This is a genomic window from Lyngbya aestuarii BL J, from assembly GCF_000478195.2.
GTDB lineage: Bacteria > Cyanobacteriota > Cyanobacteriia > Cyanobacteriales > Microcoleaceae > Capilliphycus > Capilliphycus aestuarii.
The window spans coordinates 17,047-33,474 of record NZ_AUZM01000053.1 but is presented as its reverse complement, the minus strand read 5'-3'; the positions used below and the strand labels follow the sequence as shown (position 1 = coordinate 33,474).

Here is a 16,428-nt window from a genome sequence, read left to right as displayed (position 1 = left end):
ATACAATATTTTTGAAATAATGTCATCTGATCACTCACAATATGCTTTAGCAATTCACACCAGTAGCCCCGAACTTGGGTTAGCCTTGAGTAATTTTACCGGAGAAATTCGTTCTCAATCTTGGAATTTAGGACGAGATTTATCGGTACAATTACATCAATATCTAGCGGAGTTTATTCAACCTCAAACCTGGTCAGATTTGAAGTTTATTACGGTTGCAAAAGGCCCAGGAAGTTTTACCGGGACTCGTATGGGTGTTGTCACCGCGAGAATACTCGCCCAACAGTTAGATATTCCTTTATTTTCAATTTCAACTCTTGCAGGGATGGCTTGGCAAATCTTTCAAAAAGATTCAACTTTATCGGAGAATTTAGCCCTACAAATGCCAGCCCAACGCAATCAATTTTTTGTGGCAATTTATTCTAAACAAGATAATTTAATTGAATGTTTACCCGATAGTGTGATGTCGCTGGAAACGTGGCAAAAAACACTAGAAACGTGGCAAAATCCCTATAAACTTGTTCAACTTGAAGGAGGTTTTGGAGATTCAGCAATCAGTTTATTAGAGTTAGCCAATATAGACTTTAAACAAGAAAAATATCCTCACTGGTCGGAAGCATTACCCTTTTATGGACAGCATCCTGTTGACAATTAAGGCAAAAATAAGAGAAAGTTTTAAGACCTATTTGCTAAAACTCTCCCTTGCATTTACTGCAAATTTATGCTGATTGGAGTTGTCATGGGATAATCTTCACCAATCACTAAAACCTGATAAACACCGTTTTGGGTGACAGAAACCGAAACTAATTCTTCTTTTAAGGCTAATAACTGACCCGTCGGAGATTTAACCGCAATAGTGACAGCATTTGCTTTAATTGTCAGGGTTTGACCAAGTTTACAGCGAACTTTTAGAGGTTGAATTTGTTCTGCAAATAAACTGATTTCTAGAGAAGATTTACCTTCATTTTCAAAAGATTTAATTAAACGACTACTTTTATAAGTATATTCCAATAAGCGCCAGTCATTTAATCGAGAATAATTTTCAGAATTTATCGTTAAATGTTGACTTAAATCAACTTTAATAGCTGAATTTGTAGATTCTTGTTGGGGATAAACTAAAACTCGATAAATACCTGATTCCGGTAAAATCCCTTTCCACTCACCAGAATAAAGAGTCGTTAATCCTTCTCCTGAAGGCGTTAAAAGTTTTGCTTTAGAAGTTCCTTCGTAAACTCCCAGAGTCAGGTTTTGTCCTTCTTTTCCTTCAAAAATATAGAGGGTTGGTTGGTTAAGTATTGCTTTGATTTCACCGAAACGAGAAATTGATTTGATGGGATAGTTCATGGTAAGGACTTGGGGGTAAGGGTTAGCAAGACAGAAGTTAATTTCAATAAATTTGTCGAAAGTTGATTGAGGAATGTTCCTATATACTAAAAGTCTAAAATCTTCTCAAGAAGTTTCTACCTTCAGTGTGATACTTCTTTAAGCTTCATCTAAAATCTGAAGTTTTACGGAAGATAACGGTTAAAAATTGTAGACAGTTTAATCAGTGACACAATACAAGTAAAGTTTTGTTGATTTTTCTAAAATGAGAAGGGCTTGTTTTGAAATAGAAAAATTGGGGTAGCCTAACATTATCGCGAAATGCTGCTTCTAAACTTTACTGTCGTTTTTAGCAAAATACGGATAAAATCGGAGTTGAATCATGGTTTTAGTACCAGATACAGAATTAGGGGCTTGGATTGGGGACAATTCTTCTGAGTTAATTACACTTTATACGGATCAATTAACGGGTTTTCCGTTGGGTGTATTGACATTAGGAGGGGAAGATACTATCAATGGTTCAATTGATTCTGAATCAATTCTTGCTAATCAAGGTGATGATTTTGTATTGGGAGGAAATGGAAATGATACATTATTTGGGGGAAAGAATAATGACTCCTTAGATGGAGAAGCGGGTAATGATATTTTGTTTGGTAATTTGGGTGAAGATACGCTAATTGGTGGTGAGGATGATGATAGTTTATTTGGAGGTCGAGAAAATGACCAACTTTCTGGCGGAAGTGGAAATGATACCCTTTCTGGTGATTTAGGGGTAGATACGTTAACGGGGGGTTCAGGTGCAGACCTTTTTGGATTGCGAGAAAATGGTCAAGAAACTGATGTGATTACAGACTTTGAAGATGGTATTGATTTGATGCAACTTCCCGATAGTGTGACGGAATTTAGAGTTGAAAATAATGGCTCAAATTTAACTCAAATTACGGTAGTAGCGACTGGAGAAGTGATCGCCCAACTGGAGGGAATTCAACCGACTGAAATTACTCTTGATGATTTTGTTAATGCTTCTGGTCTTTCTCAACCTGTTGATACTTCTGAAAATTTAATCAATCAAGTGGTACAATTAACAAATGAATTTCGGGCTGAAAATAGTTTATCTCCTCTAAGTCTTAATTCTCAATTGGTAATGGCGGCCGAAAATCACAGCGAAAATATGGCGTTACAGGATTTCTTCGATCATCAAGGCGTTAATGGGGATGATGTGATTGATCGCATTTCCATTATCGGTTATAATTATTTTACAGCCGGAGAGAATATTGGGGCGGGTTATTCAACTCCAGAAGCGGTTGTAGAAGGATGGATTAATAGTCCAGGACATCGGGCGAATCTTCTCAATCCCGATTTTACAGAAATTGGAGTCGGTTATTTTTTCCTTGAAAATGATACCGGAAATGAAAACTGGAATCATTATTGGACTCAGGTTTTCGGAACTCCATGAGTTTAAAAGAAAATCCCATCAGAGAATAAAGAAGTTTAAAAAAGATAGGGGAGATTATGATTTCCCCTATTTAATGTTTTGTGATCATATGAGAATCAAGATGAGGTTAATCATCCAGAAATTCAGCTTCACAAATCGTTGACTCTCGGTAATTGAGATCGACTTCATCCCATAATCCTTCTAAAAAAGTGGTGTGAAAATATTCTCCACCTTGATTAACTTCGACTTGAGGAGCATTACGAGAATAGCTACCATCGTTAGGTGTTCCCCGTTGGGCTTGATAGTAAACATAAGCATCAGCGTTAACACACATCACATGATAAAAGTCTTTATTGGCTTCAGTTTGATTACCTGATTTGTAACGAGCTAATCCTCGATTAAGATAAGCTTTGATATAGGTTGGATCGAGTTGTATTGCTTGATTAAAGTCATCAATTGCAGACCTCATCTCTTTCAAGCTGTAGTAAACACAACCTCGGTTATAATAGGCATACACGTTATAGGCATCGATTTTTAAAGCGGTATTGTAATCTTCAATTGCGGCTTGATGATCTCCGAGTTGATGATGGCAAAGACCTCGGTTAATGTAAGCTTTTGTGTAGCTGGGAGAAAGTTCTATCGTTTTATTAAAGTCTTGAAGGGCATCTGTTTTTCGTCCACCCATATAAAAGGCTCGACCTCGATTGTGATAGGTTCTATGATTTTTGGGATTGAATAATAAGGCTTTATTGTAATATTTTAAAGCTTCTTCATATTCTCCACTTTGAGCAATTGCTAAACCCAAATTATTGTAAATTGCATCGCTAGTCGGGTTGAACTTTAAAGCCATTTTTAAGTCTTTTATCGCTTTTTCATACTTCCCTAAATGACGCCAAGCATTCCCTCGGTTTAGATAGGCATCTGATAACTTAGGATTAATTTGCAGAGCATAATCTAAGTCTTTGATTGCGTTTTTATAATCTTTTAAATGGTAGTAGAGTAAGGCGCGATTAGTATAAGCAATAGCATGGTTAGGATTGCGACTGAGTACCTGATTTAAGTCGTCCAATGCGCCTCTATAGTTTCCTTGTCGGGCTTTGATTAAACCCTGTTGATATAGTTTGTTATTTTGCATGGAGTGACCTCGAAGATGACTCGGTTTTATTCATTAATCCTAGCTTAGATTTGATGGGGGTACGAGTCAGAAAGCCTCTTACTCCTCTTACTCAGACTAGCTTTGACTGACATGATCTACGCTTACAGATGGAAATCATGCCCTCCGGAAGATTAACCGCTGAGTCTACTGGTTTGCCGGAGTTTCCTGGTAGAGCGTGTTGATTTTCCAGAGACTCTCCAGAATCTCTACTGTATTCTCTGCGATCAGTTTAGGTCTCTAAACTTAAGCAATCTGAGCTATCCTCCTGAATTTATAAAGTATTCTCTATTATAATCATACTTTCTTTATGTTGATCTTTCAACTCAGGTAACAATACAGTCAAACTTTTTTCAGAGATCAAGGATACTGATTGAGAACCATTGAGTTATTCTATGTGTTTGATGGGTTGCAGGAGTCAGGGGTGAGGCTCGTACAAAAGCAAAAATCAACGCTCTGCGGCGAGCGAGAGCTGTTAATGAATAAAAGTCAATCCACAAAATCAGAAGATTGATGAATAAATTTGAGGAATCATCTCTGGGTTTTTAACTGAGTCATTTAACTGCCTTCTAAAGCCACTAATAAACACAAAAGAAAAGTTTCTGTCCATTCGACCACGGCGCCATAAGTATCGCCTGTATGTCCACCGAGTCGAGCGTTGAACCAAGCCCCAATCAAAATCGCGATCGCACCACCGCCGAAAGCCATTCCGACAGCAACTAACCAACGACTTGGGTTGAGCATAATTTGTAAACCACTCAAACTTAACAACAGTAGAATTCCTGGAATAAAGTCAAAAGGGGTATACGTTAAATCTTTGTGAAAAGCACCTTTTCCGACGGCTTTGAGATAGGGATAACGAGCGATCGCCACTAATTGTCCCCATCGTCCCCAACCGGCTACCGCCATTAATGCTAGAGTGCGATATTCATCTAAATCACTCAGAGCGACTGTTTTTAATAACATAATTGCAATGGCAACCATGACTCCAAAGGCTCCGGTGAGACTATCAGCCATCACTTCGAGTCGGCGGTTAGGATCAGTCACGGCTAATCCATCGGCTGTATCCATCGCCCCGTCAAGGTGCAATCCCCCTGTAATGGCGACACCCCCCAAGACAACCAGAGCCGAACGCAGCAAGGATGGAAACCCAAGCAGGTTTAACCCCGTATCCATGAGTCCTAACAGCGCTCCAATCATCAAGCCAATTAGAGGGGCGAGTCGAGCAATACCGCGAAATTCTAGCGTCCAGGAGAGCGGTACGGGTAAGCAGGTATAGAAGGCGATCGCAGCGGCGAAGGCGGCGGTCTGTTGTCGCCAAAATTTTTGGATAGACTGAATGAGTCTGTCATTTGCCATAACATTACGGTCAGCTCGATTTCTTTACTTTACCTGAAATTTTTCCTTTGTCTGTTATTGAGGTGTGAGGTGGCGACAAGCAATTTTTTAATAGAGGGGATGAATATTTTCTAAGCTATGCCACAATTGAAATAATAACTCTCTTATCGCTTGCTCTAGTTCGGAAATTTTCAGATTTTCCTCTTTCCAAAGGGTGCCAATTCGATCAATTTTGTGAAATTTCGTCCTGTCATTCTCATTATTGAGCAAAGTGTTGCGATCAGCGCAGCAAAAGCAGAGTGATCAAACTCATGTATGAGATCACTTCGTCTAAGCTTTGCTAGAATTGGAGCGTTAACCTTAGTGTGATCACAAATAATGCTAAGTTAATCAACGCTTATCTAAAGTTTTGTATAGATTTTCTGTATATGCTTTAGGTAAAGGTATTTAAGTGGAAGGGATCAGTATTTTTTGGGGACTGAAGAAAAAATCAATTCAGTCTGAAGTGATACAGAACTTCCAAAACAAATGACTAACAAAAGTAGTCGTCTTGAACTGCAACTTCAAATTGGTAGCTTTTATCTCAAGTTCGGATATACTTAAGTGTGGGGAAAATGAAGTGTTCAATTTCTTTCCACAACATTACGAATTGGACTAGATAGAGTTACCACCAAAGGAACTTATTACATCAGAGGCTTTTGCTCCATGAGTTACGATCAATTAGATTGCAGGGTGTCTGCTCCGTGTATCATTGATACAGGCATAGTTGTTAACAAGCGTGATATGCAAAAACTGCTTGTTGATCTGGCGCGTGTTCGTTATCTTCATATCCAAGACGGACAGGTGTGCAACGAGGCTGAAGGCTATGTCGTAGAAGTGTTTGCCTCGGAGCAGCAAGCAACCCTAGTGGCAAATCATGCCCTCTACTTGAATGTTAATAGTTTTGATTATCTCGAACTGAAACAATCTCCCGAGAAAGAAACCTATTTCGATCTCATTCAAGAGGGACGTTTACTCCGCTTGATTCCCATTTCTAACCCACTAGAAGAACACGCCAGTCGCAAATTCAATGCAGCGGCTCTTGATGCGGTTATGGATCAAGTCTTGTCAGGAAATTGGGATAGTCAGCTTGATGAGGATTGCCCTTTTTAGAGACAATGAGGAGTAAGACATTTAGAAGGAAACTGGAATCACTTCTAAGTGCTAGTCCCTCATCTGTTAATTCATGTCAGAACCCAATTCATTTGATATTCAGGCTCGCTGTTCTCAATCCTCAGCGCGAGCGGGTATTTTCTGGACACCTCACGGACAGGTAGAAACACCACGATTCATGCCAGTCGGAACGTTAGCTAATGTTAAAACGCTGACTCCGGCTCACTTAGAAGCCGCAGGCGCTCAAATGGTGCTGTCTAACACCTATCATCTGCATCTGCAACCGGGTGAGAAAATTGTTGCCAGCGCAGGGGGGTTGCATCGGTTTATGGCATGGAAGGGGCCGATTTTAACCGATTCTGGTGGATTTCAAGTTTTTAGTCTCAGTGAAATTCGCACCATCAACGATGAGGGGGTGATCTTTCGTTCGCCTCACGATGGTCTAATGATTCATTTCACGCCAGAACGCTCTATTCAAATTCAAAATGAATTGGGGGCGGATGTGATCATGGCGTTTGATGAATGTCCTCCCTCCCCCGCCAGTCGAGAACAGGTGTTAGCAGCGACAGAACGGACTTATCGTTGGTTAGAACGCTGTATAACCGCTCATCAACGCTCGGATCAAGCTTTATTTGGCATTGTTCAGGGGGGCGTTTATCCTGAGTTGCGACAAGAAGCCGCCCAACAACTGACGAAACTCGATCTCCCCGGTTACGCAATTGGGGGCGTGAGTGTGGGAGAACCCGCCGAACTGATTGAAAAAATTGTTAAGGTGACAACGCCTTTTCTTCCCCCCGAAAAACCCCGTTATTTAATGGGCGTGGGAACTTATCGGGAAATGGCACAAGCGATCGCCTCTGGTATAGACTTATTTGATTGTGTGATACCCACTCGTTTGGCGCGTCACGGGGCGGCGTTGGTTAAAGGAGAACGTTGGAATCTGAAAAATTCTCCATTTCGAGAAGATTTTCAACCCCTTGACGAAACTTGTCCGTGCTACACTTGTCAAAATTTTAGTCGCGCTTACCTTAGTCATTTAGTCAGAGCTAAAGAACTTTTGGCTTATACGCTGCTTTCCATTCATAATGTTACTGAGTTAATTCGCTTTACTCAACGCATTCGAGATGCTATTTTTCGCGATCGCTTTTCTGAAGAATTTGCCGAATGGTTAATACCTTCTCAATCTGGTAAAACTTTAGAAGAAGTAGGTTTTTCAGATCAAGATGAACCGTGATTTATTAGACCTATGACTCAAATACAAGTTTCTCCTACTCTAAAAACTCCTCCTCTCGAAAGCGGTGATTCTCTGACTCGCCCAGAATTTGAACGGCGTTATCAAGCGATGTCAGAGATTAAGAAAGCGGAATTAATAGAAGGAGTGGTTTATATGGCTTCACCTTTACGTTATCGTAATCATGGAGTACCTCATGCTCAAATTATGGGTTGGCTACTCACCTATGTCGCAAATACCCCTGGTGTGGGTATTGCAGATAATACAACAGTTCGACTCGATGCGGATAACGAACCCCAACCCGATGCACTCCTAAGAATTGAAGTTGGGGGACAGTCCATCATTAGTGAAGATGACTATGTAGAAGGTGCGCCGGAATTAATCGTAGAAATCGCAGCCAGTAGCGCATCAATTGACTTGCATGATAAACTCAAAGTGTACCGTCGCAATCAAGTTCAAGAGTATTTAGTTTGGCGAGTTTATGACGGTGAATTTGATTGGTATCGTTTAACTGAGGGAGAATACAAACTTCTAAATGTTAATGCTGACGGGGTTTTGTGTAGTCAAGTTTTTCCGGGATTGTGGTTAGATGTTTCAGCGTTGTTAGCGGGGAATCTAGCGCAAGTGTTGGCCGTTTGTCAACAGGGGTTAACAACAGTTGAACATCAGCAGTTTGTTGAACAGTTATCTAATTAATCTTGACTTTATTTTAGTCTGCATAATAGTCTACTGCTTTTGACTGAAACAACAATAATTCAACTCCATAATATTCATTAGTTAGTTCTAACGTTTTTTGAGGATGAATCGATTTTCTAACAAAATCTGTGGGAATGGATAGAGTTGTCGTGAAAATGTTTAAAAAAGGATGATTTTGTTTGATCTGTGGTTTGTATTGGATAAAATAGAGTTGTATCAATACCCGGAATCTTGAAAAGTCTGAAGACAGAAATCCTGTTCAGCAATCAGAGTATCCTGGTATTGTGCGATCGCTAAGATTCAGAAAAATGTCAACTGTTGGATCATCTATACAATTTCTGGATAAATAGCTGATCTACGGCTAAAACCTGGTAAATTAAATCAAGCAATCTCTAAATCTCTTAATCGAACTCAATGCGTGTTGAATCTTGCTGTCAAGCGTTGCTGAAGTCAATTCTACCAGAAATCGATCCAGATCGAGAAGGAATTTGTTTTGATATTGGCGTTGGAACATTTGCATTTTACTGTGAACTATTTTCACAATTAAATTTCTCCACCGTTGCAGTTGAACCTTTACCTGTAGCCAAGCTTTATAAACTTTGTAAACAATATCCGATCACCCTAATCGAAAGTTGTTTATCCGATCAAAATGGAACTCAAACACTTTACAAGGGAAAATTTGGCAATCTGATGAATTCCAATTTTAGTTCTCTTTCCCCAAGTTGGTTTGGTTCTTCCGCGTCAAAACGACAAGTTCAAACCCTAGATTTATTGAAGCTATTAGAAACTATAAATACTCAAAAAATTACTTGCTTTAAACTCGATATAGAAGGTTGGGAATCAGTTATTATCAAGCAATTTTTCAACTTACCCGAACCTCTACTTCCCAAAGTCGTCATGTTTGAATACGGAGGAGGAAGTCGTCGCGGGAGTGGTGAAAAAGGGTGGTCTACTCCGTTTTTAGAGGGTACAATGAGTAGTCTACACACTTTACAGCAATGTGGCTATGGTTTTAGTATAATGATTGATTATGCTGCAAATACCCAACCTAAAATTTTTGACTTGCGATCGCTATCTCTCGATGAAAACACCCTCTTTTATCCTGACGCCGTATACGGAAATATTATTAGTTTTTACAACTGTGTCTACTCAGAAACAGCCGTGAATAAAATTTGTGAATCCTATACCAAGAGTATCATTAACTGGTTAGTGGGGAAATTTATTCCCACTTAATCTCAGAATTTATCTGAATAAAACATCATCAACTGTGAACATTTCACGGTCAATTCCGAATAACTCGATCAATTCTTCCCCGGTTTGTGCTATAGTTAAAATGAGAGAATGTGGGCGCCGGGAGATGCCTAATTGTTCCCACTGCAAGCCGCCATCGAGAACGATCAGATCCTTACCTTCCTCAAAATCTAGCAACACATCTAAGCCTCGACCCTCTGATACAAAAAAGCGATCGTTTCCTTCTCCACCCGACAAGGTATCCTCGCCTTCCTCTCCCACCAACCAGTCATCCCCATCCCCTCCTGAAAGGCGATCGTTTCCTTCCCCTCCATCTAGCGTGTCATCCCCGAGATCTCCAAAAATTTCATCATCTCCGGCGTTTCCATCTAGCCAGTCATTTCCGTCACCACCAAACAGGATATCATGATCGCGATTACCTGAGAGTGTATCATCCCCCGCATTTCCCCACAGGTGATCATTTCCCGCATTTCCCTCGATCCAGTCTTCTGCGAGATTTCCTTCAATAAAATCATGATCTATTCCACCTTGCAGAGTATCTTGACCTTTTCCGCCATAAAGAGTATCATTTCCTTGGTTTCCTGATATATAATCTGCCTCGCTATTTCCGTTTACCCAGTCATTCCCGTCATCAGCAAAAAGGCGATCGCTTCCCTCCCCTCCATATAAACGATCTTCTCCATTTTCGCCACAAATGTAATCCTCTCCTTGATCTCCAAACCCTTGATCTTGACCTGAACCCATCTGGAGAGTATCATTTCCCTGTCCACCGTGAAGCGTATCGTCTCCCTCGTCTCCACTGAGGAAGTCATTATTTTTATTGGCGATCACAATATCGTTACCTTCACCCGCAAATAGGGTATCTTCCCCGAAAAAGCCAAAAATTTGGTTATCTGCGGATGTTCCGATCACACGATCTGAAGCATTTGTCGAAACGGCGATCGCTTCTTCTTGTAATTCTAATTCTACATCAAATTTTAGATCTAAAGGTCGGCTAGGGGGTTTAATAGGAGGAATGTAAGCAGTCAGATCAAAGATATCTGATGAACCTGGAACCTCAAAAATATTAGACGGTTGGGGTTCAATAGTCGGTTCAATAGTCGGTTCAAAACCCGAAGTTGGAGTTGGAGTTGGAGTCGGAGTTGGAGTCGGAGTCGCTTCAATAGTCGGTTCAAAACCCGAAGTTGGAGTCGGAGTTGGAGTCGGAGTCGCTTCAATAGTCGGTTCAAAACCCGAAGTTGGAGTTGGAGTTGGAGTCGGAGTTGCTTCAATAGTCGGTTCAAAACCCGAAGTTGGAGTTGGAGTTGGAGTCGGAGTGGGTTCAATAGTCGGTTCAAAACCCGAAGTTGGAGTTGGAGTTGGAGTCGGAGTGGGTTCAATAGTCGGTTCAAAACCCGAAGTTGGAGTTGGAGTTGGAGTCGGAGTTGGAGTCGGAGTGGGTTGAGAAAGAACTGTGAGAGTAAAAGTATCAGAAACAAGACTATTAGTTTTATCGCTAGCAGTAACTTTTATTAGCAATTTTTCCAGATCTTCCCGACGAGGAACCCCAGTAAACAAACCCGTAGTGTTGTTAAAATTAAGCCAAACCGGAAGTGTAGAACCCTCCTCCAAAGTCGCATCAAAACTCAGAACATCATCCGGATCGAAATCTTGGAAATTATTGGCGATATTGAGACTAAAATTGTGATTTTCTTCGATAGTCTGATCCGCGATCGCTTCTAAAAGTTCGGGAGGATCGTTAACCCCATTAACCGTTATCGTTACCGTAGCGGGAGACGAAGTATTATCAAAATTATCGGTAACAGTATAAGTGAGGTTATCGGTTCCCGAAAAGTTGGGGTTGGGTGTATAAACAATTTCTCCAGTTGTTGTCTTAACACTCGCATTTCCAAACTGGGGAAGTTCGACTAACGTTAGGGTTCCGGTTTGAATACTATCATTTTCTAAAACAGCAATATCAACAGACTCATCTTCTTCTGCGATCGCCGTGTCATTATTGGCGACTGTCACCTCATCACTAATAATGGTAATAGTTGCTGTATCTGGTGAACCCAATGTTAGTTTGGGGTTGGGGTTTGTGAGTGCAAAATTAACCGTTTCATCTGCTTCTATTTCTCGATCATCTATAATAGGAACCCCGATGGCTTTTTGGGTTTCTCCAGGATTGAAATTAAGAACTCCGCGAGTGCGTGTATAGTCAACTTCTGCGGTTGCTGTTCCTCCCAATGTTGTATAGTCTATACTGACAGGAATACTTACAACTTGATCAAGATTAACGATAATTTCAACTACATCCTCGCTTTCATTAACAGTATAATCAACCTGTTCCAAGCTAACCGTTGCGGTTTGATTATCCGCGAGAATAAGTTCGGCTTCGCTGACTGTTCCCAAAGTCGCATTTGTGGAATTATAAAGTTGGAGGTTTACCGTTTCATCCGCTTCTATAATATCATCGTTTTGAACAAAAATTGTAAAACTTTGTTCGGTTTCTCCGGGGTTAAACGTTAGGCTTCCTGTGCTTTCTGTGTAGTCTGTTCCTGCGGTTGCTGTTCCGTTTGCGGTTGAATAACTCACTGTAATAGCTGAACTCGAAGGGTTACTGAGACTGACATTAATAGTTACCGTTTCCGTAATTTCATCAACCGTGTAACTCTTTGTTTCAAAATTAATAATAGGAAGCTGATCATCATTTGCGATCGCAACAGTTAGAGGAGAATTAGCTAAAGTGATTGTTTCCAGTGAGTTGAGACTAAGTTCTAGAGTTTCATCCGGTTCAAAAGTCTCATCTCCTAAAATATCTACCGTTAGGGTTTTAGTCGTTTCTTCGACATCAAAGCTAATATTTCCGCTGGTATTTGTAAGCGTTCCCTCAAGCTGAATATTGTGATAATCTATTTCAGGAGTAGCTGTCCCTTCAATGTTATAGTTAATCTCACTCGGTTGACTGATATCCCCAGTTCGAGTAATCGTATAAGTAACCGTTTGACTGCTATTATTTCCTTCTGTTACTTCTGTATTATCAACCGATAAACTATAACTAATCTCGTTATCTGCAATATTAACCTCAACATTCTCAACCCCAATATTATCGTAATTTCCATCATCGCTAGTAACAGTATGAGTTAAGGTTTGGCTGTGGTTTCCTTCAATAACAGTATCATCTATTGCTGTAATACTAACCGTTTGGGGAATATTCCAGTTTGTCTCATTCAAAATAATAGGAGAAACCGCTTCAACTTGACTTCCCGTCTCCACAGCAATAGTCACAGGTTGAGTCGGTTGAGTCGCGAGTTGGAGGGTGTAAGTGGTTGTTTCTCCTTCGCTAATATCGAGGGTGTTCTGAGTTACAATAACTTGAGGAGTATTCTTATCAAGAAGTGTTGTAGTTACGGTTTTAGTTTCCGTCTCTGTTCCATTTATAATGCTATTTACACTAAGTTCTACCGTTTCATTTCCTTCTGCGAGATTATCTATCTTTCCGGTTAATGTAATGCTGTTTTCAGTCTCTCCTGCTGGAATTAATATAGAGGTATTATTAATAGTGTAGTCTGTTCCTAAAGTTGCTGTTCCTCCAAAGCTTAAATTAACTGTTACATCTTGACTGGAAACAGTATCTAAACTTGCGGTAAGAGTCGTTGTGTCTGCGGTTTCTAAAAACGAGGAATTATTCAAACTCAGACTAACATTCGGAGAAGGATCAATATCGACAAGCGTAACCGTATGAGTTGAACTTTCCCCAACTGTAGCGTTTGTTGGGTTGTCTAAGTTTAAGATAATACTTTCATCAACTTCATCGAGGTTATCTTGACTCAAGTTCAACGAAATAACCCCTTGAGAATTCCCCGCAGGAATTATAATCGAACTAGAATTAATAGTGTAGTCGCTATCTTTTATCGCTGTTCCCCCAACTGAAAACGGAACGGTAATATCAACCCCCGCGACAGCAGAAAGTTGAATAATAGCTGTTATAACTTCCCCTTCTTCACCGCTAGAGTTGGCGGTTGTAAAATTAACCATCGGCGCCGTATCATCATTTAAAATAGTTCCCTTTCCAGTTCCTTTTTCTATTCCCGCGTGGGAGGGGTTGCTGAGAACTAAATTAAAGCTTTCGTCGGTTTCAAATAAACTATCTCCTGTGATACTAACGTTAACCGTTTTAGTTGTATCTCCGGGTTCAAACGTTAGACTTCCGGTGTTAATAATATAGTCATTTCCTGCGGTTGCGGTATCGTCTGCGGTGGTGTAGTCAACTGTAACCGTTTGACTCGTGGGGTGAGAAAGACTAACCGTAAAAGTAGCATCTAAACTTCCGCTATCTGTTTCTAAACTATTAACATCGTTAACTGAGAGGTTCGGAATTGCACCGAGAGAATTAGCTGATTTGGGTGTACCATAGATTAAGTTATCGTTGGCATCAATTCCGTTAATTGTTAGTCCGTCATTGGTTCGCCAGTTGCTATCATCTCCGGGTAGAGTGGGATCGATCCGTTCCATTGTAAATTTAGGAGAATTTTCTCCCGCTACCCAACCCCCACCATCCCCATTAACACGATCAATAATATTCCCATCTGGAGATTTTAAAGTTAGCGTTTCTCCCTGATTATTTAACCCTCCTTTATAGATAAAGTCAGCCTTAATATTTTTCAGGGGAATATCATCGGTTCGCTCTAATAATAAATAACCTTTGGGTTCGATAATAACTCCATTAGGAATTGTCGTATTAATGGGAACACCACCAGTTCCTTGTAAACTCCAACCACTCAAGTTAATGCTTGTCTCACCGGGGTTATAAAGTTCTATCCATTCATCATTAGCATTACTAGGTGTTCCCATCCAAGCAATTTCATTGATGACAACACTCAGAGGGAAAAATATTGCCTCAAAAGCACCAATATCGGGTAAACTATCTCTAGATATTCCCCGTTGATCGGTTATTGTTGCGGTAGAATTATCGGCTGAATTAATAGCCAAACTTCCCGATACCAAAGCATGGGTTGGAGTTGAACCCCCGTTATTAGCAAGAGTAGAATTGAGTCCAACTTCTGCAAAAGTTCCGGTTAAGTTATTCGTTTGAGTAGTCGTTCCAATAACTATGTTATCTGTATTCCCCGCTAAAATACTATTGCTGAGAAGTTTAATCGTATTTTGATTATCAATTGCTTTCCCCTGATTTCCGGCAATTGTGCTATGATTAATCTGATCAATTAACCCACCATTAACAATTCCCGAAACTTGGTTATTGCTAATTGTGCTATTTTCAATAGTTAGGGTTCCCGTAGTATTTATAATAGCACTCGGATACTTACCATCCGCGATCGCACTGTGATTACTAACGGTACTTTCTGTTAAGCTTAAAATCCCATCATTGCGAATTGCACTCCCATTTTTAGCAATATTTCCCTCAAACCAACTGTTGCTAATGGTAACGGTTCCATTGGTTGTATTTAGAATTCCACCACCGCCACTAACATTGCTACTAATACTTTTAGCAATATTGTTAACAATGCTACTATTTATAATAGCTAAAGTTCCGTCATTACGAATTCCTCCCCCATCATCGTTTGAAACATTATTGCGAATAATCGTTTGATTTAGGGTAAGATTTTCTTTGTTATAAATTCCGCCACCGTCATCATTTTCTGCTACTCCGTCTTGAATGGTTAATCCTTGTAGGGTGACATTAATTTTGGTATTGGTGTTATCATCAACTAGAAAAACCCGGAAACTGTTGTTGTTCCCACTAACAATAATATTCGTTCCCAAACCGTCAATTGTCAGATCACTGCTAATATTCAGTTGTGAACCGTTCAGGGTTATGGTAGAATTAGTTAAACTGGCATCAAATATAATTGTATCCGCCCCTAATCCGGTATCTCCGAGATCGGTTGTTGTATTGTTATTCGCAGCGATAATGGCTTCGCGTAGGGTAACTAAACCATCACTCGGTGTGGTATTGTCAGCGTTACTGTTTACCCGAATACTCGCAAATACTCCGGGATAAGTCTGTTTAAAACTCTCAGAAAAAATCTGGGAAAAGGTTTGTTTTTCTGTCTTCCAATCAAAATCCCAATTTCCCCCCAACTCTGCATTTCCCACTCGCTGGGAAGATGCAATAATCTCTATTCCTAGAATATCACTGAGTTGTTTGAGAAAGTTCTGACCTTGTTTACCCGCAGCAAGTTCACATCCGTATAAAACTAAAACACTTCCTTGTAGACAAGATGGCGGAAACCAAGACTTGAGTATAGAGGTGTACCGAGGGAGACTGTCAGAATTTAGCTGGATATTCCCCAACTTTAAGCATCCAGGTGAACCATGACTGATCAGGTGAACAGATGCAAAGGGAGGATGTTGATTCAGGATTTCTGCTATTTCGATAATACCATTGCGATCGCGATCTAGCAATACAATTTTGGTTCCCGGACTGATACCTGTAATCAGATCGGTAGGGTTGTTTATGGTAAAATCAATTAGGGCAAGAGCAGAGTTAGAGTAGATTTTGGAATAAGTAAATGCACCCGAGGAATGAGAATTTCCTCGATCTAAGATTAAGTTTTTAGACATTTTTGACAGAGGAAGTTGATTCTAGAAAAAATGAGTTTTTAACTTTCTTTTGTGGATTGTCTCTATTGTTGTCTGTTTTGCCCTTGATTTTCTAAGTTAGATTTAATAAACAATAAACCTCATTAATGTATTTTATTGTTTTTTAGGTTGTCTTTTTAGGCTAAAATAGATAACAATACAACAATTTTTTTTGATAAAACCAATGACTAATCTTGAAAAGGTTGGATGACAAAATTAATTTCCAAACTGAATCTATAATACCATCAAGTTTACCAGAAATTCAAG

General features: G+C 40.0%; 10 protein-coding genes. 6 read left to right on the top strand and 4 right to left on the bottom strand.

What is annotated here, in order from left to right; translation table 11 throughout:
• The first annotated feature begins 19 nt into the window (after positions 1-19).
• Positions 20-655 carry a tRNA (adenosine(37)-N6)-threonylcarbamoyltransferase complex dimerization subunit type 1 TsaB gene (tsaB, locus tag M595_RS19675; RefSeq protein WP_023068163.1) on the top strand — a complete coding sequence of 212 codons (636 nt, stop codon included), beginning with the start codon at positions 20-22 and terminating at the stop codon, positions 653-655.
• A 53-nt stretch (positions 656-708) separates the two neighbouring features.
• On the opposite strand, the gene M595_RS19670 is transcribed toward tsaB, so the two are convergent.
• A complete protein-coding gene (locus tag M595_RS19670) occupies positions 709-1,344 on the bottom strand; it encodes a hypothetical protein (RefSeq protein ID WP_023068176.1) in 636 nt (211 codons plus the stop codon).
• 361 nt (positions 1,345-1,705) lie between these two features.
• Between M595_RS19670 and M595_RS19665 the strand changes: the two genes are divergently transcribed.
• Positions 1,706-2,779: a CAP domain-containing protein gene (locus M595_RS19665; protein ID WP_023068177.1), complete on the top strand. Its 1,074-nt coding sequence runs from the start codon at positions 1,706-1,708 to the stop codon at positions 2,777-2,779.
• 106 nt (positions 2,780-2,885) lie between these two features.
• Here the strand turns inward: M595_RS19665 and M595_RS19660 are convergent, their stop codons facing one another.
• Both M595_RS19660 and cobS read right to left on the bottom strand, forming a co-directional pair.
• Entirely contained in the window at positions 2,886-3,893 is a 1,008-nt protein-coding gene (locus M595_RS19660; RefSeq protein WP_023068151.1) for a tetratricopeptide repeat protein, read from the bottom strand.
• A gap of 576 nt (positions 3,894-4,469) precedes the next feature.
• On the bottom strand, positions 4,470-5,270 hold the full coding sequence (cobS, locus tag M595_RS19655; RefSeq protein WP_023068167.1) for an adenosylcobinamide-GDP ribazoletransferase: 801 nt from the start codon (positions 5,268-5,270) through the stop codon (positions 4,470-4,472).
• A 684-nt stretch (positions 5,271-5,954) separates the two neighbouring features.
• On the opposite strand from cobS, the gene M595_RS19650 reads away from it, so the two are divergent.
• The 4 genes from M595_RS19650 to M595_RS19630 all read left to right on the top strand — a co-directional run bounded on the left by M595_RS19650 (position 5,955) and on the right by M595_RS19630 (position 9,561).
• Positions 5,955-6,401: a hypothetical protein gene (locus M595_RS19650; RefSeq protein WP_040484387.1), complete on the top strand. Its 447-nt coding sequence runs from the start codon at positions 5,955-5,957 to the stop codon at positions 6,399-6,401.
• Between the two features lie 73 nt (positions 6,402-6,474).
• Positions 6,475-7,635 (top strand): tRNA guanosine(34) transglycosylase Tgt, encoded by a 1,161-nt coding sequence (tgt, locus tag M595_RS19645; protein WP_023068147.1) that lies wholly within the window; start codon positions 6,475-6,477, stop codon positions 7,633-7,635.
• Positions 7,636-7,647: 12 nt separating this feature from the next.
• On the top strand, positions 7,648-8,328 hold the full coding sequence (locus M595_RS19640; protein WP_023068160.1) for a Uma2 family endonuclease: 681 nt from the start codon (positions 7,648-7,650) through the stop codon (positions 8,326-8,328).
• Between the two features lie 414 nt (positions 8,329-8,742).
• The gene (locus tag M595_RS19630; RefSeq protein ID WP_023068161.1) at positions 8,743-9,561 is read left to right on the top strand and encodes an FkbM family methyltransferase; all 819 of its coding nucleotides are present in this window, start codon (positions 8,743-8,745) and stop codon (positions 9,559-9,561) included.
• A gap of 9 nt (positions 9,562-9,570) precedes the next feature.
• On the opposite strand, the gene M595_RS30695 is transcribed toward M595_RS19630, so the two are convergent.
• Positions 9,571-16,143 carry a Calx-beta domain-containing protein gene (locus M595_RS30695; RefSeq protein ID WP_023068150.1) on the bottom strand — a complete coding sequence of 2,191 codons (6,573 nt, stop codon included), beginning with the start codon at positions 16,141-16,143 and terminating at the stop codon, positions 9,571-9,573.
• Positions 16,144-16,428: the final 285 nt, after the last annotated feature.

Coding starts and splice junctions, on each gene's coding strand:
- tsaB (WP_023068163.1), top strand. CDS start 20: ATGTCATCTGATCACTCACAATATGCTTTAGCAATTCACACCAGTAGC.
- M595_RS19670 (WP_023068176.1), bottom strand. CDS start 1,344: ATGAACTATCCCATCAAATCAATTTCTCGTTTCGGTGAAATCAAAGCA.
- M595_RS19665 (WP_023068177.1), top strand. CDS start 1,706: ATGGTTTTAGTACCAGATACAGAATTAGGGGCTTGGATTGGGGACAAT.
- M595_RS19660 (WP_023068151.1), bottom strand. CDS start 3,893: ATGCAAAATAACAAACTATATCAACAGGGTTTAATCAAAGCCCGACAA.
- cobS (WP_023068167.1), bottom strand. CDS start 5,270: ATGGCAAATGACAGACTCATTCAGTCTATCCAAAAATTTTGGCGACAA.
- M595_RS19650 (WP_040484387.1), top strand. CDS start 5,955: ATGAGTTACGATCAATTAGATTGCAGGGTGTCTGCTCCGTGTATCATT.
- tgt (WP_023068147.1), top strand. CDS start 6,475: ATGTCAGAACCCAATTCATTTGATATTCAGGCTCGCTGTTCTCAATCC.
- M595_RS19640 (WP_023068160.1), top strand. CDS start 7,648: ATGACTCAAATACAAGTTTCTCCTACTCTAAAAACTCCTCCTCTCGAA.
- M595_RS19630 (WP_023068161.1), top strand. CDS start 8,743: ATGCGTGTTGAATCTTGCTGTCAAGCGTTGCTGAAGTCAATTCTACCA.
- M595_RS30695 (WP_023068150.1), bottom strand. CDS start 16,143: ATGTCTAAAAACTTAATCTTAGATCGAGGAAATTCTCATTCCTCGGGT.